Source organism: Nonomuraea sp. NPDC003804 (assembly GCF_040610675.1).
Taxonomy (GTDB): Bacteria; Actinomycetota; Actinomycetes; order Streptosporangiales; family Streptosporangiaceae; genus Nonomuraea.
This window is the reverse complement of sequence record NZ_JBEXMT010000033.1, coordinates 78,426-103,445: the sequence shown is the minus strand read 5'-3', so window position 1 is coordinate 103,445 and position 25,020 is coordinate 78,426. Positions and strand designations below refer to the sequence as shown.

Sequence of the window (25,020 nt, the reverse complement as noted above, 5' to 3'; positions counted from 1 at the left end):
CGATGCGGTCCGGCCAGCGAACGTGTGTGAGCCGTACCGACATCCACTCCGCGGGGCACTGACATCAGCTGAAGATCCCGCTGGTGGGAGTCGGCGCCCGGGACGCCTACCTGGCGATGGGAGAACCGGTTTGAGCCGTTCGTCCTGCCGCGATGGCAGACCGATGAGGAGGCGCGGTCACTGCTGGCCGGCTTCGCCGCGGCGTTCCGCTGCGCTCGCCGTCGCCGATCGCCACACCGGAGATGGCCGAACGCCTCATCACCCGCAGTGAAGGCACGATCGGTGAGCTGACCGCGCTGCTGACCAGCGCGGCCGCCCGGCGATCACCTCCGGCGAGGAAGCCGTCAACGACCGGACCCTGCTGCTGGCCGGCTCCAGCGGATCGAGCGAGCGGCGGAGGCTGTTCGAGCGTGAGCTGGCGTGATCGACCTGACGCTGCGGCGGTGGCCGCTGCATCCGGCACCCGCCCCGGGAAAGGCTCTGACCTCCTGGCTGGAGCGCCTGGCGGGGTGGCTACGAGATACAGGTCTCCTATCTGCCCCGGTACGGTCTCGGCGTGGACCCGCGGGTGCTCCAGGACTCGGCGTTGTGACCTGGGGAAACGTCGCTCATCGCGTTATCGCGCAGCCCTGGGCCGGACTCATCCCCGAACACCTGGCCCGAAACCCGGCCCCGCAGTGAGGATCGGTTACACGCTGCGACCTGTTGGGAACGCCCCTGCCCTTCCTTCGGTGATAGCTATCCGAGCAGTGGGTCTCCTTCTTGGTGACGCCGGTGAGGGGACGACGTGGCTCAGGTCCTGCGCCTGCTCACGTGGTGCACGATGAGGACGGCGACGCACACGATGGCGACGGCGCCCGAGACCAGGCCGAGCGACCAGGCACGGCCGATGCTGTTGGCGATCAGGTTGACGACCGAGCTGGCCATCAGGACGAGCCAGAGCAGGGCGCGCAGCGCGAGCGCGCCTTTGCTCAGCGGGGGCCTGCGCGCCGCGTGCCGGGAGGTGGCCCGCGGGGTGGCGGCGTCGGGCTCAGGGCTGGAGATGCGATAGGGATCGGTCATGGCCAGAACCCTAGAAACAGGCCCGATCTGCGGACATCCCGCACGCTAGCTGGCCGTGGTACAGCGGGCTGGAGCAAGCCGTGTCCCCTTTCACCTACTATGGCGCCAGTGTTGCGAGGAATCCTTGAAAGTCTGGAACGGCTGGCCGGCGGGCTGGGCACCGCGTTCATGGCCGTCGTCGTCGCGCTGTGCTGGCTGGTGGTGGCCGCGTTGAGCCTGGTCGGGGTCGGGCTGGCGCTGGTGCCGGCGATGGTCGCGATGACCAGGGGCGCGGCCGAGTGGGAACGCAGGCGCCTGGCCGGCGCGGGTGTCGAGATCGTCAGCCCGTACCGGCTGCCTGCCGAGCAGCTGCCCCGAGGCTGGGCGGCCAGGATGCGGGCGGCCCGTGCCGATCCGGCGACCTTGCGCGACCTGGGCTGGCTGGCCCTCTACGCCGTGGTGGGCCCGGCCTGCGGCCTGCTCGGGCTGGTCATGCCGGTGGCGGCGCTGCGGGAAGTCACCTACCCGCTCTACTGGCAGATGCTGGCGCGCGAGGATCAGCTCACCAACTTCGCCGTCCCGGTCACCACCTGGCCGGGCGCGATCGCCACCTCGGTGATCGGCCTGGCCGTCGTGGTCGTCCTGGTCCGCCTCTTCCCCGCGCTGGCGCGCCTGCAGGCGCTGCCCGCAAGGAAACTGCTGGTCCCGCACGCCTCGATCGACCTGTCGCAACGCATCGCGCAGCTGACCGTGACCCGCGCGGGGGCGCTGCGCGCGCACGCCGTCGAACTGCGCCGGATCGAGCGGGCCCTGCACGACGGCGCGCAGAACCGGCTGAACGCGGTCGTGGTCACGGTGGCCGCGGCCGAACGTGCTCTGCAACGCGATCCCGCCCTGGCGGCGCACGCTCTGGAACGCGCCAGGAACGCGGCCGAGCAGGCGCTGGCGGAGCTGCGCGGCGTGGTGCGCGCGATCCTGCCGCCGATCCTGGAGGACAAGGGGCTGGCCGGCGCGCTGGACGCGCTGGCCGCCGGATGCTCGGTGCCCTGCCGGGTGCGGGTGGGTGAGCTCGCCGTGGTGCCGTTGTCGGTGGAGAGCGCCGCCTACTTCACCGTGGCCGAGGCGCTGACCAACGTGGGCAAGCACAGCGGCGCCCGGCACGCGGAGGTCGTCGTCGAACGTGCGGGCCCGGTGCTGCGCGTCCAGGTGCGTGACGACGGCAAGGGCGGCGCCCGCGATGACGCGGGCACCGGGCTGGCCGGCGTGCGCCGCCGCGTCGAGGCCCATGACGGAACGATGACGCTGACCAGCCCCGACGGGGGGCCGACTGTGATCGAGGTGGAACTGCCGTGCGAGTCGTGATCGCTGAGGATGACGCGCTGCTGCGCGAGGGCCTGGTGCTGCTGCTGAGCGGGGAGGGCATCGAGGTGGCCGCGGCCGCGAGCGACCCCGAGGGGTTTCTGGCCGCGGTCGAAGAGCACCGGCCCGATGTGGCGGTGGTGGATGTGCGCATGCCGCCCACCCACACCGACGAGGGCATCCGGGCGGCCGTGGCGGCCAAGCGCCTGCAGCCGGGCCTGGGCGTCCTGGTGCTGTCCGCGCACGTCGAGCAGGCGTTCGCGACCGACCTGCTGGCCGACGGCACGCACGGGGTCGGCTATCTGCTCAAGGAGCGGGTCGGCAAGGTCGAGCAGTTCCTGGAGGCGCTGAACCGGGTCGCCGACGGCGGCACCGCCATCGACCCGGACGTCGTGGCCCAGCTGTTCACCCGCCGCCGCGACCCCCTGGCCGAGTTCACGCCGCGTGAACGCGAGGTGCTCGCGCTGATGGCCGAAGGGCTGGGCAACCTGGCCATCGCCGACAAGATGGTGATCACCGAGGGAGCGGTGCACAAGCACATCCGCAACATCTTCGCCAAGCTCGACCTGGCTCCCAGCGACCGTATGGACCGCAGGGTCGCCGCCGTGCTGCGCTACCTCGGCGCCTGAAGCCGGCCTCTGCCACCCGGCCTCCGGACGACGGCCTTGTGAACTGGACCGCGGGCGGCGTGCGGTAGCCAGCACCACCATCGACCGGCCAGCGGGCGGGATCGAAACCGTCCACGCCGCTCCCTACGTTGGTGATTGCTTCATCCGACACCCAACGTAAGGACCTGTCTTGTCGAGCAACACTCTGCGTCGTACCGTGCCGGTCACCCTGGCGCTGGCGGCCTGTCTGACGAGCCTGAGCGCTCCGGCATTCGCCACCTCCGCCTCCGCCGCCGCCGGCGTCTCCACGATGGCCGCCGACGCCGGCCAGAAGCGGGTGGTCGCGGACCTGGAGCGCAACGCCCAGGAACTGCGCAGCACCGTCCCGGGCGGTGAGTCCGGCGACCTGCGGGCGTTGTCGGCGATGACCAAGGGCGCCACCATCGTCGGGATCGGCGAGGTCACGCACGGCTCGAAGGAGCTGTTCACGCTGCGGCACCGGATGTTCCGGCACCTGGTGCAGACCCAGGGCTTCACCACGCTGGCGCTGGAGGCGACCTGGTCGGCCGGCGTCCGCCTGGACGCCTACGTGCGTACCGGCAAGGGCGACCTGCGCACGATCATGGCCGAGGAGTTCCAGCAGTCCTACGGCGCGTGGAAGACCCAGGAGTGGATGGACCTGTACGAGTGGATGCGCGACTACAACCGCACCGCCTCACGCAAGCTGCGCGTGATGGGGTTCGACATCGGCGACGTCCACCCCGAGCAGTACCGGCGCATCCTCGCCTGGGCCAAGAAGCACCAGCCGTCGCTCGAGCCCGAACTGCGTCGCCGCTACGCGGGCCTGCTCGCCCTGCCCGCCGGCGTGGAGCAGCGGATGAACACCCTGGCCGAACTGCCGGCCGAGCGGCGCGCCGCCCTGGCCGGTGACGCTCAGGCCGCCTACCGCCTGCTGGATGACAGCGGCAAGGTGAGCCCGACGGTCCTGCAGGAGGCCCGCGTCATCGTCCAGATGACCACCATGTACGCATCGGAGGGGTCGGCCCTGCACCGTCACCGTGACCGGGCCATGGCCGAGAACACCGTGTGGTGGCAGCGCCACACCGGCAGCAAGACCGTGGCGGCCGCGCACAACGGGCACGTCGGCTACGTCTCGGCCTGGCCCGACCTCTACCCGGTCACCCAGGGGGCCGTCCTGCGCTCGCTGGCCGGCACCTCCTACGTGGCCATCGGCACCACCATCCACAGCGGCCGCTTCCGCGCCATCGACCCCAAGACCGGCAAGGTCGCGGTCTTCGACACCGGCACTCCCGTCCCGGCCAGCAGCGAGGCCGTCCTGGACCGGGTGCGCTACCGCGACTACTACGTCGACCTGCGCCGCGCCGGCCGTACCCCGTCCACCCGAGCGTGGCTGGACACCGCCCGTCCGACCTTCACCATCCCGGCCACCTACGTGCCCGAGCAGTTCAACCGGCCGCTGGCCCTGGGAGCGGCCTTCGACGTGATCGTGCACCTCAACCGGGTCGAGGCAGCCACCCCGCTGCCCTGACCCTCCTTCCTGCGGGCCGGCCGGCCGATGGTGGTGCGGTAGCCAGCACCATCGGCCGGCCAGCCCGCGGGATCGAACCGCGCCCCCGCCCATCCCTACGTTGGTGATCACTTCACCCAACACCAGCACAAGGAAATTGTCAGATCAGTGAACTGGACTTCGGGAATCAGTGCAGAGGACTAGATCGCTTCCCACAGACGGGGTGATCGTTTCCCACCGCCGATCAGCTGTGCAGACGGCTTGCCGGAACAGGCCGTCGCCGGGCACGGGATGCGTGCCCGGCGGTGGCTCGTTCATACGGTCGGGGCTTCGACCAATGTCCGAATGGTCAGGGGTTCGGCGAGGATCTGGTCGAGTACCTGCTGAGCGTGGTGGAGGTGGGGGGTGGTGAAGTGTTCGTCGAGGGCTTGCCGGTTGGCCCATTGCTCGACGACCACCATGCGGGCGGGGTTGTTGGGATCGGTGTAGGGCTGGTAGGCCATGCAGCCGGGTTCGTCCAGGGATGGTTCGATCATGGCCTCCAGCGCTGTGCGGAGCCGGTCGTGTTGCCCGGGTGCGGCGAGGAACTCAGCGATGACGAGGAGAGACATGGCCCCGGTCTCCTTCATGCGTGGCGGGCGGGGCCGCTGCCCGCGCCGGAGACCGTGATCGCGGTGGCGATCTCCTCGATGTCGGCAGAGGTCAGCTCGAACGATCCCGCGCCGATCCAGCCGTCCACCTGGGCGGTCTTGCGTGCGCCGACGATGGCTCCGGTGATGCCGGGCCAGGCGAGCACCCAGGCGATGGCCACTTCGGCCACGGTACGGCCATGGCGTTCGGCGATCGGCCACAGCGCCTCGGCCAGCTGGAGGTTGGCGGTCAGGCCGGTCGTGAAGTCGGCGTGCGCGGTCCGCCAGTCCTCGGCGGGCAGGCCGGCCACGCGCTCGGCGGAGAAGGCCCCGGTGAGTAGGCCGGACTGAAGCGGAGAATAGGTGATCACGCCGGTCTCATGCGCGCGTGCCCAGGCGATCTCGGCCGCGGACGATCGGTTGATCGCCGAGAACGGGGGCTGGATGACGTCGACATGGGCGATCTGCTCGGCGGCTTCGAGCAGGTCGGGCGCGTGATTGGACAGCCCGATCGCCCGGACCTTGCCCTCGGCCTTCAAATCGGCCATGACCTGCCAGTACTCCTCCAGAGGCGTGGCGTTGGGCGACACCGCCCCGAAACCGCCACCGGCGTACTCCAGCGACTCGCCGGTGTCGGGGTAGTGCACCTGGTACAGGTCGATGTGGTCGACGCCCAGCCGCCGCAGCGAGTCCTCGAGTTCGCGACGGACGCTGGCGGGCTTCATGATCCGCCGAGGTGCGGCCGACGGGTTGTCGGGGTCCCAGACCAGGCCGACCTTGGTGAAGATGTACGGGCGGTCGGCTTGGGGCAGGTCGGCGATAGCTTTGCCGACCAGTTCCTCCGAGTGGCCCAGGCCGTACACCGCGGCGGTGTCGATCCAGTTGACGCCCGCGCCCAGCGCGTGGCGGATCGCGGCGACCGACTCGGCGTCGTCGGTGGCGCCCCAGCTGAAGGTCCAGCCCGAGCCCGACACGGCCCACGAACCAAAGCCCAATCGGGTGATCTCCATGCCGGTACGGCCAAGTAGGACAGTCATGAGTGATGCGCTCCTGTGAATCGGAAAGCCGGAACCGTTCCGGTGGGTTCCCACCCTCGGCGTTTCACGGCGGCTCAGACAGTGCCCAGCACTGCCTAGGCACACCCTGACCAGGATCACTTGGGTCTCGGCCGGTGATACTAGGAGGCATGGTCTTGGATCGACGCGCCGAGCTGGGGGAGTTCCTCCGATCCCGTCGGGCCCGGCTCCGGCCCGAGGAGCTCGGCCTGTCCTCCTACGGGGCGCGGCGCCGGGTCCCTGGACTGCGCCGCGAGGAACTGGCCCAACTGGCCGGAGTAAGCGTCGACCACTACATCCGGCTGGAGCAGGGACGCACCCTGCATTTCTCAGTGGAGGTCCTCGACGCGGTAGCCCGTGCGTTGCGACTCGATCCGGCCGAACGCGCGCACCTGCACCGGCTGGCCCGCCCTGCGCCCGCCGCGCCCCCCGAGACCGCGGACGACCGCCCGCCCCTGCGGCCGAGCATTCGCCGGTTGCTGGCCTCGATCGACAACGCCCCTGCCTACCTGGTCGACCGCAACACCAACGTGCTGGCCTGGAACCGACTGGCGACAGCTTTGATCACCGACTTCGGCGCCATCCCCGCCGCAGAGCGCAACATGGCCCGGCTGGTGTTCCTGGACGAGGGCGTGCGCAACCTGTTCGCCGACTGGCGGGCGCGGGCCCGCGACGTCGCGGGCTTCCTCCGGATGGACGCTGCCCACCGACCGGTCCCCCCGTCCACCCAGACCCTGATCGACGAGCTTTCCAGCGTCAGCGCCGAGTTCCGTGAAATCTGGGCTGAGCATGAGGTGAGGGACAAAAGACACGGGCACTACCGGTATCGGCATCCGCTGGTCGGCGAGATCGAGCTCACCTACGAGACCCTGCGGCTGCCGGACGACCCCGGATTGGCCCTGATCGTGCACACCGCCGAGGAAGGATCACCCGCCGAAACAGCGCTCCAGCTTCTTGCCGTCTGGGCCGGGCAGGGCGAAGAAGAAGGTCACAGATCGGGGTCCGGTGGCTCGTGATCGGTCGGGGTGGGCGTGAGGAGGTCCGCGCACGGCTCGCACACCGAGACGCGGACCGGGTAGACGAGCCCGGCACGGGCGGGCTGGAGGGTGACCAGGGTCTGCCCGGTGTGCAGGCACACCTCGGCAGTGTCGGGGTGCAGGGTGACGGAGACGAACGTCTCCTGCGGCGCGGTCGTTGCCGTGCGAGGCGCCTGGAGGTCCGGGAGCTCTCGTGCTGGCCAAGTCGGCGTCCACCTCTGCGAGTCCTGGCTTCGGCGCGTCCGGACCCACGGCCAGTCGGTCACCTGGCTGGGGTCGCGTCGAGCGCCGCGACCGGGTCGCCTCCGGCGGCTACCGCTTCGACCACGGCGGCGGGGCCTTGTTCGGCCGTACCGCGACCCGGGCCGATTCCCGCCAGTGTCTCGGCGAGCTGCCCACGCATTTCTCATCGCGGCCAGGCCGGCGTCGACCTCGGCTGGCCAGGCGGGGCGCTCCATCGGGGGGCGTTCACCGCGGGGTAGAGGCGGGCGTACGCCTGCCACTGCTCGGCGTAGTGGCGGGTGCCGGCGTCGGTCAGCCGCAGCAGGTACGGGCCCTTTGAGCAGTCCTCGGTGCGCTCGGCGGCGACGTACGGGGGTTCCCGCTCGGTGAGCCGCTCCCACGCGCCATCGGCGTACCGGTGTGCCAGCCCGTCACTTGCTGGTCAACACGCGGAACCCGCGGGCCGCCCGGCCAGACAACGAGGTGACCAAGGGCTGGACGACCTGGCGGCCCCGGGCACGTCCACGGCCCAAACTCCGCCCGGCGTCGTGCGCTGAACCCCTTTGCGGAGGGCATGTCGTCAGATTGGCTGTGGGCGGCCGAACAGCAGGTCGTAGCCGGGCGGGAGCTGCAGCAGGATCCGCTTCATCAGGTCCTCGCCCGCGGTGTCGGCCACGACGCTCAGCACGGCGCTGACGTCCCACGTCGCGGTCTTCTCCGTGGCGCCCTCGATCCAGGCCGCGGTCGCCCGGACGAACCGCTCGGGCGTCAGCGGCTCGTAGGCCGGCAGGGGGTTGAGCAGGACCAGCGCCAGCGTCTCGGGGAGCCAGGCGGCCAGCTCGTTGCGCACCTCGCCCACCAGGTGCGCGCCCAGCAGGGCCAGGACGACGCGGGAGGCCTGCTCCGCCTCCTCCCGCGAGGGATATTCGCCGCGCTCCTGGATCGCGGACAAGAACGCGTCCCACCGCATCCGCATGATGCCCCCTTCCGATCCGACGGCCGCCGCAGCGGCGGCCTGGCACGCGGGACGGGAGCCCCCATCCTCGGTTCCGGCCCGTCACGGCTGACCGGCACAAGCCCGCACAGTAACGCCGAGCCATCACCCAAGTCCGATACGTCCCCTCACCGGTGACCGCTAACCGCTACCGACCACATCACCCTGTCCACCGTGGCCGGCGACGTCATCCGCCGGGCCTGCGCCGACCTGGAATTTGGTGCCGCGGTCGTCCTGGACACCGAGACCACCGGCCTGGACGGCGTCGGCATCGAGCTCGCGGTCATCGACGCTGCCACCGGTCACGTCCTGCTCCGACCTTCACCGCGGTCAGCAAGCACTACGGCCGGGTGCGCGCGCTGAACGACGTCACTTTCCACGTGGCCCCAGGCGAGACCGTGGCGCTGCTCGGCCCCAATGGCGCAGGCAAGTCCACCGCCGTCGACCTGATGCTCGGCCTCGCCGGGCCCGACGCGGGCGAGATCACCGTCCTGGGCGCGGCGCCGCGCCGGGCGGTGGCCCAGGGCCGGGTGGGCGCTCGCCGCAGTCTGGAACGGCACCGTCTTCACCGTCACCAAGTTCGACCGGTTCGCCCGCAACATGGCCGAAGCCAACGACATCTTCAGCATTCTGCCGGCGATCACTGCGGCGATCGCCGGCAGCGTGAAGTCGTACGGACCAACCACCGCCACGCCATCCGTGATCCCCTCGCTGTTCGGCTGGCGGATTCTTCGGGAGCACGGCCCCAGGTTTCCGGACCATCCAGCCACGCGAGGCCCCGGGGCCGGCGCCCCTGAAGGAGGGCCATGCCCGAGGACCTCCTGACGGCCTTGGTCCAGCATCACCCGAGGTCATCCACGTGTAGGCGGGCCCGAACCGTCACAGGGGCCGCGGGCGTGACGGCTCGGCGTAGCGGCTGTGTGGCCGAGGAAAGGCGTCGGCGGGCCCGCCAGGCCGCCGTACGGCACGGCGGCGAGCAGTACACCGCGTCCCGGCGAATGCCGACGCCGGGCGCGAACCAGACACCGCAGACCGGCCAGCGCCGCCCGACCCGCTCCTGCAGGTGCGTCCTGATGGTGGCGATCATCTCGGCGGCGAACACCTTCTGCCAGTACCGGCGGTGCCGGCGGGCTCTGGCCCGGCAGGCCGGGCCGCACTAGCGTGCATCGGCCCTGGCCGTGGCGCTGTCCGGTGGTTCCAGCTGCCCCGTACACCTATGGCCTATGGCTCACAGCGACAGCGACCAGGCCCCGCGTGCGGCGCTCGCCCCGCACGCGGGGCCCAGGTCGTCCTCGCCAGGCGACGGGCCCGCTGCTTGTCAGCACTCGATGAACATCCTCGTCCACCCAGTGGTCAGTAGCAGTACCAGGAGAACGCGTCGTTCACGTTGTGGAAGGCGGCTCGCGTGAGCCTGCCGTCGTAGTGCCACCGGCAGGCGTCGTGCATGTTGATTCCGTGATGTTCGCCCCTGTGCCCGACGCACCTCCAGCTCCATACCGAGCCGGGGTCGGTGGCCACCGAGTTGAGGTGCCCCAAGTGCTGGCAGTAGGCGTGCATCCGGGGCAGGCCAGGAGGAGGGCCGGCCTGAGCCCCGGCCGCACCGGCCGCCATGAGACCGGCTCCCGACCAGAGGGCCGTGGCAGCAAGGGCGATCATGGTCTTGGTGGCGAGGCGCCGCAGTGTGCGTGATGTGTTCACGGTCTTCTCCTTGTACGAGGGAGTCGTGGGCCGCCAGGCTGACCGAGGGCCCCCTGGCTCCTGACTGATATCGGGGCCGGTTGGCCGCCATACGAGTCAGCAAAGCCATGCAGCCGAGGTGTCCAACAGTGACTCGGACAGACTCGGACGGACTCGACCACCGGCCGGCCGGCCGGGACCGGACGGCAGGCAGCCGCCGACACCACCCCTCGAACACTCTCGGTAATCACTCATACACTTTGCGACAGGAAGAGGTTGGTTGAGTGAGGCCGAACGGCCCGAGGCGGAAGGGCAACGGTTGAGGGTGATGCGCGAGTATCCGGAACGCGGCGAGGATCCCCGGGCCGTCACACCGGTGGCCCGACCCGGGGTGGAGACGGTGATCTGTCACGAGGGTCTGGTGAGGGCCCTGGCCGAGCAGTTCGCGCGAGCCGATACCTCCCTGCGTGAACTGGAGATGCGGGCGGACAAGGCGGGCAGGACCCGGCTGCCACGGACGACCTGTGCGGACATGCTGGCCGGCCGACGCTTCCCGAAGAAGGCCGTGATGGTGGCCTTCCTGCGGGCGTGCCAGGTGCCCGAAGACCAGCTTCCGGCATGGGAACAGGCATGGGAGCGGGTACGGGTTGCCCGCATACCCGCCAGGCCGGAGGAGAACCCCGGGATCGAATCTTCCAGCGGAGCGCCGTCCGCCGCCGCCCAGACGGCCGAGCCGAGCCAGGCCGGGCCGGCCCGCATCCCCAGCAGCGGTTGGCGCCAAGCCTTCATGCCGACCGTATTGGTGACGCTGGCAGTCGCGGCGGCTCTGAGCGTCATCATCCATCAGCGGAAGACGCCTGAACGGATCACGCCGGACGGTTTCGGCAGCCCTGTGGATCCCGGCCACATCATCAGCGATGACGGTCGTGCGTTCGGCCCTGGCGGGTCAAGCCGGTTCACCGCGAGCATCGATCCATCCAACACCGGAGTACGGCTGGTCCGCCGCCTGGACGTAGGGGTCGCCTGGCAACACGCCAGCATCACCGTGAACGGGAACCTCGCCGGAGTGTGGCGACCACTGCCCGGTGACAGCATCTACAAGTGGAGGGACCAAGTCGTCGAAATCCCGCGAACTCTCACCGCAGGTCGACGCTCTCTCACCATCGCCAACACGTTCGTGTCCTCCTCCCAGGGCTTCAACGAATTCCGCTACGTCATCGAGCAGAAGGTCAACGGAACCTGGACGACCGCCGACAGGCTCGACGTCGGCCACCTGCACGCCGCCAGCGAGGCCGCACACGACTACCACATCGTTGCGCAGGGCTGGGCCGACACCCAGACATTCGCCTATCCACCGCGCAAGCAAGACTGGAGAGTCGACTGAAGTCGAAAGCCCGCGGCACAGATCAACCGCGCCGCCCGTGAGCCGGGGTGGCGGTAGGTGCCAAGTCAAGTGCGGCGGAAAACCTGCATCCGGGTGTAGAGGTCGGCATGGTCCGGGTCGATGGGCGTGACGTTGAGCTCACGCCCGTAGCTGCCTGTCCAGCGGGATGCCGCGCTCCCGTAGCGGATTGAAGGTCATCAGCCCAGCTGTCGTCCCGCCCGGGTCCGATGGTTCACCCTGATCGCGAACCGGGTGACCGTGGCCGACGTGGAGCGCCCGCCGTGGCCCCAGCGCAGCGCCCACGTGGTCCACTGGAGCAGGATCTTGTCGCGGCGACCGGGCTCCCGCGCGCGGCCACGACCCGGTCGCGCCTACCTACTCGAGCGCGCGCTCGAACTGCCTCTCGGCCGATCCGTGCTGCTCTACCCGAGCGGAGCACCGACACCTTCCGGAACCCGCTCGGCCTTCGCCTGCACTTGACCGTCGCCCATGGCGTGAATTTCTTCCGTCCGCAGCGCCAGCCCGAGAGCGAAGAACGTGGGCGCCCACTCGCCGACGAAGATGCCCCACCTGTCGGCCCGCTCGATACCCGCCGGCTCTGCGCTCGCCGACAGCCACCACGACGCGAGTGACGCGGCAATGGAAGCGAAGCCCGCGGCGTACATGTGCGAGGACTTGATGCCGATCTTGTGTAGGGTGCTGATCACGTTTCCCCCTGTGATGGCGATGGTGATGGTCCCGCCTGCTACCCCCAGCGCGAGAAGCGATACGACGCCGCGACCGGTTTTGCCACCTCTTGCCCTGGCCACTGGCAGCCTGACGGTATGACCCACGACAGGGCCACCATCCACGACCTACTGGCGAAAATCCGAGCCAACGCCGCCGTACTCGCATGGCCGGACGCTCCCGTGGAGCCAGGCGACGAGACCTCGGTCAACCTGGTGGGCGAGTTCGGCGACGACAACTTCATCCTCGAGGTGTCCGTGCATCGCGGCAGCAAACTCGTCCGCCACGTCGCATTCCCAGGCTGGGACGGCATCTGGTTCCTGCTGTGCTGGCTCGACGTAGCTGAGTAGCAGCGGCCTTCTACCTTCATCCTGGACGCCGTCTTGAACCTGGACGGAGGGTGATCGCCGCAGCCGTCACTGCCATGCTCGGACGGCTCGGCGCGGCCCTCAGGGGCGGGCAGACGACTACGACGACGGCGGCGGCTACGGGCAGTTCCCGGCGGGGGGACGGCCGGTGCCGGGAGAGCGGTGGATCGATGATGCCGCTCCGGCAGGGGGCAGGCCCGATGCGGGTTGAGCGCGCCGCGGTTCGGACGTGCCGTACGAGAACATTCCCATCCCGATGATCCGTCAGTGGGCCGGAGATGAGATCGCTGACATGTTCCAGAGTTTTGAGGACAACCGGGTACACGCCGACATCGCCGCGCTGCATGCGGAGTTCCCGGAGGTGGGCTGGCACTCCTACCTGGAGTGGGCGCAGACGGTCGACTGGGACCGGGAGCTCTCTCAGCAGCCTGGCCGGGGCTGAACCCCTCGAAGACGGAGACCCGGCCGTGCCGGCGATCGTACGCACAACGAACGCGCAGGGGCGTACCGTCGGACGCATCTACGTGGCCACCCAGCACGCCCTCTACGCAATTGGCGCCGGACAGCCCTTGTTGTATGACATCCCGGACGGAGGCCGACAGGGCCAACCCCGGCCAAAGATCTCTAGCCGCGGCCACCGACATCCAGCGGCGGGTCCACAGAACGGCGAGAAGACCCCAGCGCTGGGAGCTTCGTTTTGTCGGCCGTCCATGCTGTGTTCCGGGGGTTGAGCAGCGGCTTGGCGTGACATTCCGTTCCTGATCGGGCGTCCGAAGGATCGGACCGAATGGGCCCAGCTTTTGGGTACGGCCCACCACCCGAGGCCTCGCCTTCCCCTACCAGGCCTACAGCCGCGCCGCAGCTTCCGGCCACCCCAACCAAACCGGAGCAGGTGTCCGGGGACACACCCGTTACGATCTCCGGTGAGCTTCACCTTTCCGCCGAATGCCTTAAAGCCCAAGAACAGGACAAATGACCCATGAGACGGTGGCTTACCCTAGCGGTCGCCGTGCTGATCGCGTCCGTACCGGTTGCCACGAGTCCCGCCGCCGCGCAGGCAAGCGCTCCCGATCCGGCGCGCGCGCTCAAGCGGCAGCTCCGGAACGAGCATGGCGTTCGGATCGCCGAGACCAACCGCTACTTCTATGGCAGGAAGTCGAAGATCTCCGGGAGCGGGATCCGGATCAGCGGTAGTCTCCAGCTCGCCCCCACGGGCCCGGCGGCTGCGGATTTCACCTGGTGGGACCTTCCCCTGCCGAAGGTCGAGGGAGTCCCGCCCAAGAAGCCGGATCCCTACCATGTGATCCGCGTCGGTGAAGACGTGTACGACGACGCCGACCAGTACCCCGGGCCGGTCCCCGACGGCAAGAAGTGGATCCGGTTCCCGAACAACCACAGGGGACGCATGGCCCGGGACATGGCCCAGGACGCCAGCCTGCAGCCGATCAACGTGTACGACCCGTCCATGATGAAGGCCGTGCTGAAGCGCTCGACGAGCAAGCCCGTCTCCGGCGGTTTCGTTTACCGGGGCACCATGAGCTACCAGGAGCTGAACACGGTCTCCAAGGGCCACGTCAGCAACTGGAGCTCGGGTAGGCGCATCGACGAGAAGAGCAAAGGGAAGATCTCTTGGCAACTCTGGGCCAACCGTGACGGTGTCCTCCAGCGCCTGATCACCGCTGATACCGTGGGAGAGGGGAAAGATCCGCTGGTCAAGCGGAGCGACACGCGCTACACCGACTGGGGATTCGACCTCGTCATCGCCGCTCCGCCCGCGGGCGAGGTGATCGACGAAGAAGATCTGCTGGAGTACAGCCGTATGCAGAACACGCCCGTTCCGGCAGACGAGAAGAACACCTGAGGCGTCCCGGTAGCAGGGCCTGAGCGCCCCCGCCGGAGGCGACCGCTGACCGCCGGCGCGCACGACCGCCTGTCCCTCCCGGGCAACCCGAACGACGGTTCCAGCGCGCGACCAGCCAGGCGCGGATGTCCGCGCGGCCGCGCACCAGATCCGCGTCTGCGACCGTGTGCTGCATGGGTGGGCTGATCGAGCGGGTGGATGAACAGGACCGCGTGCTGGAAGTCGTGGAGCGCGCGGAGGCGGTGCGTCGGCGGTGGGTGCATCGGATCGCGACGACGATCTGCCGCGATCCGAGGGGCGGATTTTCGTGCTGTGCCGAGCCGAGGGGCATGTTCGCTTTCCCGGCCACTATGACGTGATGGTCGGCGGCGCGGTGGGCGTAGGCGAATCGTATGAGGACGCGGCGGCCCGCGAACTGGTCGAGGAACTGGGCGCCGGCGTCCCGGTCCGCTTTTTGTTCACGTTCGTGTGCCAGGACGGGATCAGCCCTGTGTGCCGGAGGTGTCCTTGTCCTCCACGTAGGTCAGCACGTGCAGGCGCTTTGCGGGCGAACTGCTCGGCCATCAGCAGCAGGAAGCCGGCCACGGCGCCGCGGCTGGGAATCTCGGCGAAGATCGCCCGTTTGGGGCTGGCGACATGGGATACCGGCACCCAGGTGGTGCCGCGCGAGCGGGTGGCGGGCGCGGTGGAGACGGTGGTGGAGTTCATGCGCGCGCAGGGGGTTTCCCTGTCACCGACGAGATGGCGCGACGGACCGGATCAGGCGAGCAACCGGTCGACCAACCCCTCGAGGTAGTCAGGGGTGAGCGGGCCCGCGCCGAACAGGACGCGCATGTAGATCGGCGCCAGGAGATGGTCCAGCACCTCCAGTGCGTCGGGCGGGTCCTCACCGCGGTCGCGGGCGCGGTCGAGCATGGCCTGCAACTGCCTGGTGCGGTCGGCCAGGAGCTCGTCGCGCGCCTGAAGGCCCTGTTGACCCTCGCCTGACAGCGCGAGGGTCAGCCGCACCAGCGCCAGGCCGTCGGGGCCGGTGACCTCGCGGGCCACGTTGGCGGCGTGGGTCCGCAGGTCGCCGGCCAGGCTGCCGGTGTCAGGCATCGGCGACCGCGCGTTGAGCCGGGTCAGCAGCACATCGCTGAGCAGGGCCTGGAGGTTGCCCCACCGGCGGTAGAGGCTGGTGTCGGCCACGCCCGCGCGGGCCGCGATGTCGCCGATGGTGAAGTTTCCGTAGCCGCGCTCCCTGACCAGCTCGGTAACGGCCTGGTGCACTGACGCGCGGACCCGGGCGCTGCGCCCGCCGGGCCGCCTGGCCCGCCCCTGCTCATCCATGCCCACCACCTTAACGCAGTCGAGACTTGCGTTAGAGCCTCCGTGGGTCTACGTTAACGCAGTCACGAACTGCTTTTAGAGGGGATGTACGTGAAAGCGTTGCTCGCCCTGACCTGCGCAGGTCAGTTCATGGTGCTGCTCGACAACACGATCGTCGGCGCCGCCCTGCCCGACATGCAGCAGCGGCTCCACACCGGGCTGACCGGCCTGCAGTGGATCGTCGACGCCTACGTGCTGCTGGTGGCCATGCTGCTGCTGTCGGGCGGCGTCTTCGCCGACCGGTTCGGCCGCAGGCGGGTGTTCCTGGCCGGGGTGGTGGTGTTCACGGCCGCGTCGGTGGTGTGTTCGCTCGCGCCCTCGATCGGCTGGCTGATCGCCGGGCGGGTGCTGCAGGGCGTCGGGGCCGCGGCGCTGAGCCCCGCCTCACTGGCGCTGCTCACCGCCGCGTATCCCGCCCCGGGAGAGCGCGTCAGGGCGATCGGGTTGTGGGCCGGATTCAGCGGCCTCGGCCTGGCCGCCGGACCGCTGGCGGGCGGAATACTGGTGGAGTCCTTTGGCTGGCCCGCCATCTTCCTGGTCAACGTGCCCATCGGGGCGGTCCTGCTGCTGGCCGGGCTGCGCGTGCTGGGGGAGTCCCGCAACCCGAGCGCACCGCCGATCGACGTCCCCGGCACGGTCCTGTCCGCTGCGGGCGTGGGCGCATTGACCTACGGCCTGATCGAGGGCGGTTCCCGAGGCTGGACCTCGCCGGTGATCCTGGGCAGCTTCGCCGTCGGCCTGGTGCTCCTGGCCGCGTTCGTCGTGGTCGAGGGTCGTGTGTCGACGCCGATGCTGCCGCTCCGGCTGTTCCGCCAGCGGCTGTTCACGGTGTCCAACACGGCGATGGTCGTGGTCGGGTTCGCGCTGATGGGGTCGTCGTTCTTCTTCTCCCAGTTCTTCGTCCACGTCCAGGGCACTTCGATCCTGACCGCCGGGCTGCGGACCCTGCCCACCTCGCTGGCCATGGTGATCGTCAGCCCGTACGCGGGCCGGTTCGCGGCCAGGTACGGCTTCCGCGTCGTCGTCAGCATCGGCCTGGCCCTGGCCGGGCTGGGGCTGTTGGCGCTGGGCTTCGTCCACGCCGATACCGGCTACGGGAACGTGTGGTGGCGGCTGGCGGTCGTCGGCATCGGGTTCGCTCTCACCATGTCGCCGCTGACCGGGGCCGCCATCCAGGCGGTCAGCCCGCAGGAGGGCGGCCTCGCCTCGGGCGTCAGCAGCACCACCCGGCAGATCGGCGCGGTGCTCGGAGTGGCGGCGCTCGGGGCGATCGTCCACACGCGGGAGTCCGGCGGCGCCTCCTTCGAATCCGGCCTCAACAGCGCCTTCCTCGCGGCGGGTGCCGTGACGCTGGCCTGCGCCGTCTTCACCGGCCTGTGGCTGACCGCGGCCCGGACGCCGAGGGGCGTCCGGGCCGAACAGCCAGGAGGCCAAGCAGTCAGTGAGCCGCCGCTGACAGTTCCTCCCAGTCGGCCCACGTCTTGAGCCGCTCGACGTAGGCCTGCTTGGTCATCCGCAGCCCCTCGGTGCCGAAGAACATCCGCAGCGCGGAGCGAGCCGCCGGTTATGGGGCGAAGAGGACTCGGGACTCGAGGTCGAGTCGGGTGGTGGGGTTGGCGTGCCGGTTGGGTCAGATTGAGGATTTAGTTGCCGAACCGGCGGATGACGTGGGTGATGGACGAGATGCCGGCCAGGTCATCGAGGTCGACGGGGTGGCCGTCGGCAGCGATGGCGTTGGCGAAGTCCTCGACTGAGCCGTCGATGCCGCACCTGTCGTGGAGCCGGTCTGCCTGCTGGAGGAGAGGGGGGCGTGCGCACCGCCGCCGTGCGGGAAGTCCTCGCACGCCCCGCTGCCCGTCTGACGGCGGCCGACCTGGCGCGGTCAGGCGAGCGGCTTCTCCGTGACATCGGTTTCGAGCCGGCGCTGGTGGGACGCGTTGGAGCAGGCGCTGCCCTCGCGCCGATGCCGACCGGCGCGAGGGCGCCGCCTACGCCAATCTGATCGCCTGCGTGGGGCAGCCCGTCGCGGCCCGCCGTACCTGCTGGCCCGTGGCCTGCTCGTCGAGCAGCACCACGCGCCCGTCCTCCTCGTCCTGCGCGAACACCTGCGGCGCGGACAGCACGCACTGCCCGGACGAAGCGCACCGCCCCTGGTCCACCGTGATCACCACTCCACCTCCAGTCGGTGCACTCCGTAGACCGCCACGTCCTTCTTGAACGGCACCTCCGACAGCGGTACGGCCAGCCGCAGCTTCGGAAGCCGCCGGAACAGCGCCGGGTAGGCGATCTCCATCTCCAGCCGGGCGAGGTTCTGGCCCAGGCACTGGTGGGGCCCGAACCCGAACGCCACGTGCGGCGTCTTCGGCCTGGTCACGTCCAGCTCGCCGGGCCGCTCGAGCAGGGCCGGGTCGCGGTTGGCGGAGGCCAGGGAGCAGCTCACGAAGTCGCCCTCGGGAATCACCTGTCCGTCGAGCTCCAGGTCGATGGACGCTCTCCTGAGCATGACGGTGTCGATAATCGACAGGTAGCGCAGCAGCTCGTCCACCGCGGTCCTGGCCGTCTCGGGGCTCTGCCGTACCAGGGCGAGTTGTTCGGGGTGCTGAAGGAGCGCCAGCGTGCCGAGACCGAGCATGTTGGCCGTGGTCTCGTGACCGGCGATCAGCGACACGACCGCGATCCCGACCAGTTCTTCGTCACGCAACCCGCTGTCGAGCAGCTCATCGATCAGCCCTTCGCCTGGTTCGGCCCGTTTGCGGGCAATCAGCTCCAGGAGGTACTCACCGAGCCGCAGCATCCCAGCCTCGAGCTCCTCCGGGCTGCCGGTGAGGTCCACCAGCAGGGCGGCGGCGTGCTGGAACTCCTGGCGATCCTCGTACGGCACGCCCAGCAGCTCACAGATCACCAGCGACGGGATCGGCAGCGCGAAGTTCGCCACCAGGTCCGCGGGCCTGGGCTGCTGCTCCAGCACGTCGAGCTGGTCGGCGACGATCTGCTCGATCTGCGGGCGCAGCCTGTTCATCCGCTGGACGGTGAACCGCCCGGTCAGCATCCGTCGCAGCCGCGTGTGCTCGGGCGGGTCCATCTGGATGAACATCCCAGGCTCCGGCCGTACGGCGTGCAGCGGCACACCGCGCAGACCTCCGTCGAGCTCCGAACTGAAGCGGGTGTCGGCCAGCACCTGCCTGACCAGGTGATGGCGGGCCACCAGCCACACGTCGTCACCGGTGGCCAGGCGTACCTTGCCGAGCGCCTCGTCGGCCATGCCGGTGGGCGGGTCGAACGGGCAGTCGCCCCTGTCGGTGGGAATCGGTCTCATCGGTCATCTCCTTGTCTTGTCGCGATCACTTCTGGCCGGTGCGGTTCCACAGGCCGGCCGGAGGGGCGGACGTCACGGTTGCAATTGGTGGCCGCGCATCTTGGCCGCGGCGCCCCGGAGCAGCCCGGGCGCCAGTCGGCGATGGACGGCGGCCAACTCGGCGTGCCTTGCGGCGGCGCTCGGCAAGGCCGCGCTCGGATCGCGGGTAGGGGAAGGCGACAAAACCGCCGGTCATCTCACTGTCTCCGTTCGCGTATACGCAACCGTATAACTGGAGGATAGACCGAATATACGGTGGCGTATATGCGGTGGAGAGGTGAGGCGGGACACATCGTGGGCCCAAGATCTGCGCCGGACCCCTCGGCATCAGAGAAGGTCAGGCCAGGGCTCGACCGCTTCAGTCCTGATCGGAGTCCTGTCCAGCAGTTCGACCGGGGCAATCGCGGCGGCGCCAGCTGCCGCAGTAAATCCGGAATCTACTGCGGCAGCGTCACGCCGCCGGCTGAACAGCCTGGGTCAGACTCCAAACGCCGCCGGGTAGCGGATGGTGCCGGACGGCACCGACCTGGCGGGATCGAAGACGAGCGCCATCATGTACTTGTCCTCGACGTCGAAGGGCGGCCGGATGGAGTGGCCGGAGGCCGGGACGAAGCCGAAACGCGGGTAGTAGTCGGCGTGGCCGAGCACGAGCACGAGGTTTTCGCCCTGCTGCCGGGCGGCGTCGAGGGCGGCGTGGATGGCGGCGGAACCGGCGCCGCGCCGCTGGTGCTCGGGCCTGACGGCGCACGGGCCTAGGGTGAGCGCCGGAGAGCCGTTGACGTGGCAGCGGGTGAGCAGCGCGAATCCGGCGATGGAGCCATCGGGCGCCTCGGTGACCCAGGACAGGCCGGGAATCCACGCCTGCTGATCGGCGCGCAGGGCCTCGACCAGGTCGGCCTCGTGCGAGGTGGGGAAGGCCGCGAGGTTGACCTCGCGGATCTGGGCGAGGTCGGCGGCGGTCTCGGTGCGGGTGATCCAGGAGGTGGTCATGGGGTGTTCGAGTCCGTTTCTGTGCTTGCCTGGGGGCGCAGGACGTAGCCGGTGTACTGGTAGTCCGTGCCGTGCTCGTGGCGCATGGTGATCTCTTGCAGGGTGGCCGCGACCGCTTCGCGCATCCCGGCCACGGTCAGGTCGGCCGCGTGGGCTCGTTCCGACAGCGGCGTGTAGTACTCCTCGAACCAGTCGCTGTCGGGGAGCGGGTGCAGCGCGGCGACGGCGTATCCGGCAGCGCGCGCCGCGGCGGCGTTCTGATCTTGGGTGCGCAGCCGGTAGTGCCGGTCCCAGAACGCCCGTACCTCGGCGGATGGGGAGTCGGTGGTCCATTCGCATTCGGTGACGACCAGCGTGCCGCCGGGGGCGAGCAGCCGCCGCCAAGAGTGCAGCGCGGTGTCGAAGCCGATGTGGTAGGCGGATCCTTCAGCCCAGATCAGATCGAAGCTCTCACTGGGGTAGGGCAGATCCGCCATCGATGCCCGGACGGTGCGGATGGCCTCGCCGACGCCACGGGTGGCGGCGGCTCGGGTCAGCTCGTCGAGGAACGGCTGGTGCAGGTCGAGCGCGGTGACCTCGGCGGCGGCCTCTTCGGCCAGCAGCAGGCTGGCGCGGCCTGGCCCGCAGCCGATGTCCAGCGCACGCGGACGCGGCGGAAGCGGGCCGGCCAGGGCCAGCAGGCGGCGGGTGGTCGCGTCGGAGCCTGGGCCCTGGCGGGGCAGGCCGTGGTGCAGGGCGAAGAACGCCGCCACGACGGGGTCGATGATCACGTCGTGCGGGGCGTCGCTCGCGGCGGTGACTGTTCCTTGCGGGGAAGAGTCCGGCCCTGGGCCGCGCTCGGCCGGCGGGTGGGTCTGTGGCGTCGGTGGGATGCGGTCGGTCATGATTGCTGATCCCTGAACTTGTAGGTCGAGCGCAGACGGCTGGTGATGGCCTTCTGCCGATTGGTGCGTTCACCGCGCAGCCGGGCACCGGCGCGCGAGGCCGCCCACACGTTCTCGCGTTGCAGCTTGTGGTGGCTGCCCAGGCGGCGCTCGGTCAGCTTGCCCGCCTGGATGGCGGACCGGACGGCGCGACCTGGTTCGGTGTCGTGGGAGCAGTCGCCGAAGCGGCAGTCCCGGGCGAGGCGTTCGATCTCGGCGAAGACCTGTTCCAGGCCGTCGGCGGCGTCGTAGAGGCTGATCGCGCGCAGGCCGGGCGTCTCGATGAGGACACCGCCACGGGGAAGGGGGACCAGCTCTCGGCGGACGGTGGTGTGGCGGCCCTTGCCGTCCTGCCCCCGTACCTCGCCGATGGCCAGAAGCTCGTCGCCGAGCAGCGCGTTGCCGAGGCTGGACTTGCCCGCGCCGGAGGATCCGAGCAGGACCGTGGTGCCGCTCAGCAGCGAGGTCAACGCATCGATGTTCTGACCGGTGGCCACGCTGGTGACCAGGATGTCCGTGCCCGGCGCCGGCGCGCCCGCTTCGGCATGTACGGCGGCGGGGTCGGTGGCCAGATCCGCCTTGGTCAAGACGATCAGCGGCCTTGCGCCGCTGTCCCAGGCGATGGCCAGCAGCCGCTCCAGCCGGGCCGCGTCCAGCGGAGCGGCCAGTGAGACCACGACGACGACGGTGTCGATGTTGGCGGCCAGCACCTGCCCCTGGGAGGTGCGTGACGCCGACGAACGCACGATCGCGCCATGACGTGGCAGCAGGGCCACCAGTTCCGGTTCGCGGCCCGGGCGCAGCGCGGCCCAGTCGCCGGTGCAGGGCGCCAGGAGCGGGTCGGGGGAGTACAGGGCCGTGAGGGCGGCCCACGCCGGGCCTGACCCGGTGACCGCGTCACACAGGCCGCGATCCGCCCGTGCGATCCGGGCCGGTACCAGGCCGGCCTCGCGGTGTTCGGCGAAGGAGTTGTCGAGTGTTTCCGTCCATCCGAACCGGGACAGGACGGCGGAAGGATCCGTGAGGAGATTTGGCAACGTGAGACACCTTGCGGGAAGGGGCCCCGACGAGACGCAGACACCACCCTCGCCTCGAAAACCGGACGGCTACGGCGAGGGGAAGAAGTGGGTCAGACCGGGGCCCGGGACGTGAGGAATGTCCGGGCGCTGCACACAGCAGCGGTCTTCACCGCGGTCATCGAACCTCACCTCCCTCTCATCCGGAAATCCAACACCAAACGATCAGCAGCCTAGCACTTTTGGCAGGATGCACGGGTTCTTGCGCCGACGTCGACGCCGGAGCCTTGCGAACGCCGAGGAACTAGCCGGGGCACGCTGGGCCGAGCTCAAGGAGCATCTCGACGAGCCGGCCGCTGAGCTGGTGGCCGACACTGAGTACCAGCAGATCGTCGACGCGGTCGGCACCTACTGGCCAGAGGTGCTGTACCCGCAGGACACCTCCCAGCTCACGGTCAGTGCAAGCTGCTGGCGGCTCGTACGGGCTGCTGGTAGTTGCCCAAGAGGGTGAAGTGTTCCCGCGACTCTGCCGGGATCGGGCCGATCTCCACGGGCTTCGAGGGGGAGACCAGGCTGGCGCGGTACAGCTTGGCCGTGGCGGTGCTGTTGTTCTCGTCGGCCGCGATGATCAGAGAGCGGCGGTCCCGGGAGACGGCCACCGAGATGATCGCTGTCTCGGTGGCGGGGGCGATCTCAGCCTTCACCTTCACCTCGGTGGACTGCACGTACTCCAGGTCGTTCCGGGCGGTCTTGGGGTCGATCTCCACGGTGTAGAAGTCGTTGCTCGCTCCCGTGCAGAGCAGGTCGGTGGTGTTGATCCAGGCGACGGGGTTGCAGTCTCGCAGGTCACCGCCGTCGCGCACGGCGACCTTCATGCCGAACGGCAGGTGGATGGGAGCGTCGGCGTACCGGTCCACCGTGTTCGCCAGGATGTCCAGCTCGACTCCTTGGACCAAGGCCATCCCTACGGCCACGCCACCAGGATCGGCCGCGAACCTCCCGGAAGGGTGGACGATGCCTGGGCATAGCACGGCGACCGACCGCACGACGCGGTAGAAGGTGTCCTCGTCCCTGTTGCTGAAACAGGCCAGGCTGAGCCGGCGCGGGGTCAGCCGGCCGTTCGGGTCCGCCGAGAAGTACTGCTGGGAGTCGCGCCGGAACCAGAACGACCCGTCAGGCGCGAATCCGGGGTCCTTGTCGGAGAACGTCTCCTTGACGTACCCCTTCTTGCTCGACCTGTCGGTGAGGTCCGTGAATGTCCCCGTGCTGAGGTCCAGCCAGCCGACGTGCGTCGGGTCGCCGCTGGACGGGAAGTCCACCTGGACGGCGACCCGGCGGCCGTCCGGCGAGACCGGGCTGATGCCGGGATCTCCCTCGGCACCACACAGGCTGCGGACGAACGCCTCCTCTCCGCCCACCTTCGTGGCGATCTCGGTCAGGAGAGGCGCGAGCGTGGTGCTGGAGATGGTCGCGGTACGGGTGCGGAAGGCCTCGTCGTAGGCCGTGGCCTGCCACTGATCGTCATTCCTCGAGCAGGCGACCGGCCCTGGGGCGGAGAGCACGGCGGGGAGGCTCTTCGCCGCCTCGGCCAGTGCCGTCTTCCTGACGTCCGGAGTGGCGGTGACGCGCGGGCTCGGCTGTGATTGAGCGGCGGGGCCGGCGTGCGTCGCACAGCCGGTGGCCGCCAGGAGAATCGCGACGACCGTCGCCGGCCAGCCGCCTCTGCGGGTACCCATCGAAGGACTCCTTCACGCCGTTTCAATGATGATCCATTAAATAGTGAATACCATTAACCATGTGTTGCCTCTTCACCGCAAGTGGCCACAGCCGGCGAGACCGGAGAAGATAGGCGAGTGACAGCGTTGACGCGACGGGAACGAATGCGGGCCGAGCTCGAACGCGACGCCAAGGTCGTGGCCCGGAGGATCGCCGCGGAGGAGGGCGTCGAGGGCCTCACCGTCGCCGCCGTGGCGCGCAGTGTCGGAGTGACGCCCCCCGCCCTCTACCGTTACTTCAACGGCAGGGCAGGCCTCGTCCGCGCCGTCTACGACGACGTCACCGCGGAGTTCATGGACACTGTCGCCCGGGCCGTGCATCGCCAGGACCCCGACGACATCAGCGCCCGGCTGCACGCCGGCACCCGGGCCGTGCTCGACTGGTCGCTGGCCAACAAGGTCGAGTTCGACCTGCTCATGGGCGCCGGCTTCCCCAAGGTCGCCGCGTCAGAGGAGGGCATCCCGATAGTCATCGCGCGCGAGCTGGGCGGCCTGTTCGGGCGGCTGTTTGCACAGCTGTGGCACGAAGGGCAGCTGACCTGCCTCGCCGACGAGGACATCGACCCCGTCCTGGCGGCGCAGTTGCGCACCTACCGCACAACCGTCGGCCTGGAGTTCCCGATCGGGGTCGTGCTGCTCATGGTCATCTGCTGGCGGCAGATCTACGGGCTGCTCTGCATGGCCGTCTACGGACACCACAAATTCGCCTTCGAGGACCCTCTGCCGCTGTTCGAGCACATGATGGACGATCTGCTCGGCCTCCTCGGCCTCACGCGGAGTCCAAACCTGCACGTGGCCTGAACGGCTCCTCCGGCAACGCCCCGCGCGCCGGGCACGAAGGCGTCTGCCGTAGCGGTCAGCCCTCTAGAGATGCTGTTGCGCAGCAGCGGACCGTGAACGGCTGCGAGATAGGCGCTGGCGGTGCCGACATTGCCGAGCCAGCGGTACGTCACGCGGGTCATGTGGACCGCGGCCTGGGGGGTTCGCCGCGCGGGATCTCAAGTCGCCCCACACGTCCGTGCCACCTTCAGGGCACAGCGGAAAGGCCCTGATCGGCTGGCACTGCTCGGCCATGACCCGATCGATCGCGCATGCGGTCCTTCT

Annotated in this window: 30 protein-coding genes and 1 pseudogene; 16 read left to right on the top strand and 15 right to left on the bottom strand. The window is 69.6% G+C overall.

Annotated elements, in window-relative coordinates:
• Positions 1 to 62: 62 nt before the first annotated feature.
• A pseudogene (locus ABZX22_RS36010) lies at positions 63 to 424 on the top strand (transposase); the annotation flags it as partial.
• A 368-nt stretch (positions 425 to 792) separates the two neighbouring features.
• Here the strand turns inward: ABZX22_RS36010 and ABZX22_RS36005 are convergent.
• Complete coding sequence (locus ABZX22_RS36005; RefSeq protein ID WP_354918434.1) at positions 793 to 1,062, bottom strand: hypothetical protein; 270 nt, start codon at positions 1,060 to 1,062, stop codon at positions 793 to 795.
• Positions 1,063 to 1,170: 108 nt separating this feature from the next.
• On the opposite strand from ABZX22_RS36005, the gene ABZX22_RS36000 reads away from it, so the two are divergent.
• From ABZX22_RS36000 to ABZX22_RS35990, 3 genes are all read left to right on the top strand, one after another.
• A complete protein-coding gene (locus ABZX22_RS36000; protein ID WP_354918431.1) occupies positions 1,171 to 2,403 on the top strand; it encodes a sensor domain-containing protein in 1,233 nt (410 codons plus the stop codon).
• Entirely contained in the window at positions 2,391 to 3,029 is a 639-nt protein-coding gene (locus ABZX22_RS35995) for a response regulator transcription factor (protein WP_354918428.1), read from the top strand. The genes ABZX22_RS36000 and ABZX22_RS35995 overlap by 13 nt, the downstream gene beginning before the upstream one ends.
• 169 nt (positions 3,030 to 3,198) lie before the next feature.
• The gene (locus ABZX22_RS35990) at positions 3,199 to 4,557 is read left to right on the top strand and encodes an erythromycin esterase family protein (RefSeq protein ID WP_354918426.1); all 1,359 of its coding nucleotides are present in this window, start codon (positions 3,199 to 3,201) and stop codon (positions 4,555 to 4,557) included.
• A gap of 293 nt (positions 4,558 to 4,850) precedes the next feature.
• Here the strand turns inward: ABZX22_RS35990 and ABZX22_RS35985 are convergent, their stop codons facing one another.
• Positions 4,851 to 5,147, bottom strand: a complete 297-nt coding sequence (locus tag ABZX22_RS35985) for a putative quinol monooxygenase (RefSeq protein WP_354918423.1) — start codon at positions 5,145 to 5,147, stop codon at positions 4,851 to 4,853.
• 14 nt (positions 5,148 to 5,161) lie between these two features.
• A complete protein-coding gene (locus tag ABZX22_RS35980; RefSeq protein ID WP_354918420.1) occupies positions 5,162 to 6,202 on the bottom strand; it encodes an aldo/keto reductase in 1,041 nt (346 codons plus the stop codon).
• A gap of 149 nt (positions 6,203 to 6,351) precedes the next feature.
• Between ABZX22_RS35980 and ABZX22_RS35975 the strand changes: the two genes are divergently transcribed.
• On the top strand, positions 6,352 to 7,236 hold the full coding sequence (locus ABZX22_RS35975; protein WP_354918417.1) for a helix-turn-helix transcriptional regulator: 885 nt from the start codon (positions 6,352 to 6,354) through the stop codon (positions 7,234 to 7,236).
• Here the strand turns inward: ABZX22_RS35975 and ABZX22_RS35970 are convergent.
• Both ABZX22_RS35970 and ABZX22_RS35965 read right to left on the bottom strand, forming a co-directional pair.
• Entirely contained in the window at positions 7,209 to 7,358 is a 150-nt protein-coding gene (locus ABZX22_RS35970) for a hypothetical protein (RefSeq protein ID WP_354918414.1), read from the bottom strand. The two genes, ABZX22_RS35975 and ABZX22_RS35970, sit on opposite strands and share 28 nt — an antisense overlap.
• A gap of 701 nt (positions 7,359 to 8,059) precedes the next feature.
• Positions 8,060 to 8,455, bottom strand: a complete 396-nt coding sequence (locus tag ABZX22_RS35965) for a DUF2267 domain-containing protein (RefSeq protein WP_354918411.1) — start codon at positions 8,453 to 8,455, stop codon at positions 8,060 to 8,062.
• Between the two features lie 192 nt (positions 8,456 to 8,647).
• On the opposite strand from ABZX22_RS35965, the gene ABZX22_RS35960 reads away from it, so the two are divergent.
• From ABZX22_RS35960 to ABZX22_RS35950, 3 genes are all read left to right on the top strand, one after another.
• Positions 8,648 to 8,836, top strand: a complete 189-nt coding sequence (locus tag ABZX22_RS35960) for a hypothetical protein (RefSeq protein WP_354918408.1) — start codon at positions 8,648 to 8,650, stop codon at positions 8,834 to 8,836.
• On the top strand, positions 8,824 to 9,270 hold the full coding sequence (locus ABZX22_RS35955; protein ID WP_354918405.1) for an ATP-binding cassette domain-containing protein: 447 nt from the start codon (positions 8,824 to 8,826) through the stop codon (positions 9,268 to 9,270). The genes ABZX22_RS35960 and ABZX22_RS35955 overlap by 13 nt, the downstream gene beginning before the upstream one ends.
• 99 nt (positions 9,271 to 9,369) lie before the next feature.
• A complete protein-coding gene (locus ABZX22_RS35950; protein ID WP_354918402.1) occupies positions 9,370 to 9,633 on the top strand; it encodes a hypothetical protein in 264 nt (87 codons plus the stop codon).
• 193 nt (positions 9,634 to 9,826) lie between these two features.
• Here the strand turns inward: ABZX22_RS35950 and ABZX22_RS35945 are convergent, their stop codons facing one another.
• Positions 9,827 to 10,171 (bottom strand): hypothetical protein, encoded by a 345-nt coding sequence (locus ABZX22_RS35945; protein WP_354918400.1) that lies wholly within the window; start codon positions 10,169 to 10,171, stop codon positions 9,827 to 9,829.
• Positions 10,172 to 10,430: 259 nt separating this feature from the next.
• On the opposite strand from ABZX22_RS35945, the gene ABZX22_RS35940 reads away from it, so the two are divergent.
• The gene (locus ABZX22_RS35940) at positions 10,431 to 11,534 is read left to right on the top strand and encodes a hypothetical protein (RefSeq protein WP_354918397.1); all 1,104 of its coding nucleotides are present in this window, start codon (positions 10,431 to 10,433) and stop codon (positions 11,532 to 11,534) included.
• A 422-nt stretch (positions 11,535 to 11,956) separates the two neighbouring features.
• Here the strand turns inward: ABZX22_RS35940 and ABZX22_RS35935 are convergent, their stop codons facing one another.
• Entirely contained in the window at positions 11,957 to 12,241 is a 285-nt protein-coding gene (locus tag ABZX22_RS35935; RefSeq protein WP_354918394.1) for a hypothetical protein, read from the bottom strand.
• 117 nt (positions 12,242 to 12,358) lie between these two features.
• Here ABZX22_RS35935 and ABZX22_RS35930 point away from each other — a divergent pair, with 117 nt between their 5' ends.
• From ABZX22_RS35930 to ABZX22_RS35910, 5 genes are all read left to right on the top strand, one after another.
• The gene (locus tag ABZX22_RS35930; protein WP_354918391.1) at positions 12,359 to 12,610 is read left to right on the top strand and encodes a hypothetical protein; all 252 of its coding nucleotides are present in this window, start codon (positions 12,359 to 12,361) and stop codon (positions 12,608 to 12,610) included.
• A 247-nt stretch (positions 12,611 to 12,857) separates the two neighbouring features.
• Positions 12,858 to 13,070 carry a hypothetical protein gene (locus ABZX22_RS35925; RefSeq protein ID WP_354918388.1) on the top strand — a complete coding sequence of 71 codons (213 nt, stop codon included), beginning with the start codon at positions 12,858 to 12,860 and terminating at the stop codon, positions 13,068 to 13,070.
• A 567-nt stretch (positions 13,071 to 13,637) separates the two neighbouring features.
• Positions 13,638 to 14,489, top strand: coding sequence for a hypothetical protein (locus ABZX22_RS35920; RefSeq protein WP_354918386.1), 852 nt, complete (start codon positions 13,638 to 13,640; stop codon positions 14,487 to 14,489).
• A gap of 173 nt (positions 14,490 to 14,662) precedes the next feature.
• Positions 14,663 to 14,848, top strand: coding sequence for a hypothetical protein (locus tag ABZX22_RS35915; RefSeq protein WP_354918490.1), 186 nt, complete (start codon positions 14,663 to 14,665; stop codon positions 14,846 to 14,848).
• A complete protein-coding gene (locus tag ABZX22_RS35910; protein WP_354918487.1) occupies positions 14,797 to 15,285 on the top strand; it encodes an NUDIX domain-containing protein in 489 nt (162 codons plus the stop codon). The genes ABZX22_RS35915 and ABZX22_RS35910 overlap by 52 nt, the downstream gene beginning before the upstream one ends.
• On the opposite strand, the gene ABZX22_RS35905 is transcribed toward ABZX22_RS35910, so the two are convergent.
• Entirely contained in the window at positions 15,249 to 15,818 is a 570-nt protein-coding gene (locus ABZX22_RS35905; protein ID WP_354918383.1) for a TetR/AcrR family transcriptional regulator, read from the bottom strand. The two genes, ABZX22_RS35910 and ABZX22_RS35905, sit on opposite strands and share 37 nt — an antisense overlap.
• Positions 15,819 to 15,908: 90 nt before the next feature.
• Between ABZX22_RS35905 and ABZX22_RS35900 the strand changes: the two genes are divergently transcribed.
• Entirely contained in the window at positions 15,909 to 17,342 is a 1,434-nt protein-coding gene (locus ABZX22_RS35900) for a DHA2 family efflux MFS transporter permease subunit (RefSeq protein WP_354918380.1), read from the top strand.
• 158 nt (positions 17,343 to 17,500) lie between these two features.
• On the opposite strand, the gene ABZX22_RS35895 is transcribed toward ABZX22_RS35900, so the two are convergent.
• The 7 genes from ABZX22_RS35895 to ABZX22_RS35865 all read right to left on the bottom strand — a co-directional run bounded on the left by ABZX22_RS35895 (position 17,501) and on the right by ABZX22_RS35865 (position 23,877).
• Positions 17,501 to 17,701, bottom strand: coding sequence for a hypothetical protein (locus ABZX22_RS35895; RefSeq protein ID WP_354918377.1), 201 nt, complete (start codon positions 17,699 to 17,701; stop codon positions 17,501 to 17,503).
• A gap of 144 nt (positions 17,702 to 17,845) precedes the next feature.
• A complete protein-coding gene (locus tag ABZX22_RS35890; RefSeq protein ID WP_354918374.1) occupies positions 17,846 to 18,025 on the bottom strand; it encodes a ferredoxin in 180 nt (59 codons plus the stop codon).
• Positions 18,022 to 19,173, bottom strand: a complete 1,152-nt coding sequence (locus ABZX22_RS35885) for a cytochrome P450 (protein WP_354918371.1) — start codon at positions 19,171 to 19,173, stop codon at positions 18,022 to 18,024. The genes ABZX22_RS35890 and ABZX22_RS35885 overlap by 4 nt, the downstream gene beginning before the upstream one ends.
• Before the next feature lie 516 nt (positions 19,174 to 19,689).
• Positions 19,690 to 20,202 (bottom strand): N-acetyltransferase, encoded by a 513-nt coding sequence (locus ABZX22_RS35880; protein ID WP_354918368.1) that lies wholly within the window; start codon positions 20,200 to 20,202, stop codon positions 19,690 to 19,692.
• The gene (locus ABZX22_RS35875) at positions 20,199 to 21,086 is read right to left on the bottom strand and encodes a class I SAM-dependent methyltransferase (RefSeq protein ID WP_354918365.1); all 888 of its coding nucleotides are present in this window, start codon (positions 21,084 to 21,086) and stop codon (positions 20,199 to 20,201) included. Before ABZX22_RS35875 ends, ABZX22_RS35880 begins: the two co-directional genes overlap by 4 nt.
• Positions 21,083 to 22,162, bottom strand: coding sequence for a ribosome small subunit-dependent GTPase A (gene rsgA, locus ABZX22_RS35870; protein ID WP_354918362.1), 1,080 nt, complete (start codon positions 22,160 to 22,162; stop codon positions 21,083 to 21,085). Before rsgA ends, ABZX22_RS35875 begins: the two co-directional genes overlap by 4 nt.
• A gap of 434 nt (positions 22,163 to 22,596) precedes the next feature.
• Positions 22,597 to 23,877: a hypothetical protein gene (locus ABZX22_RS35865; protein ID WP_354918359.1), complete on the bottom strand. Its 1,281-nt coding sequence runs from the start codon at positions 23,875 to 23,877 to the stop codon at positions 22,597 to 22,599.
• A 117-nt stretch (positions 23,878 to 23,994) separates the two neighbouring features.
• Here ABZX22_RS35865 and ABZX22_RS35860 point away from each other — a divergent pair, with 117 nt between their 5' ends.
• Complete coding sequence (locus ABZX22_RS35860; protein ID WP_354918356.1) at positions 23,995 to 24,717, top strand: TetR/AcrR family transcriptional regulator; 723 nt, start codon at positions 23,995 to 23,997, stop codon at positions 24,715 to 24,717.
• The last annotated feature ends 303 nt before the right edge of the window (positions 24,718 to 25,020 follow it).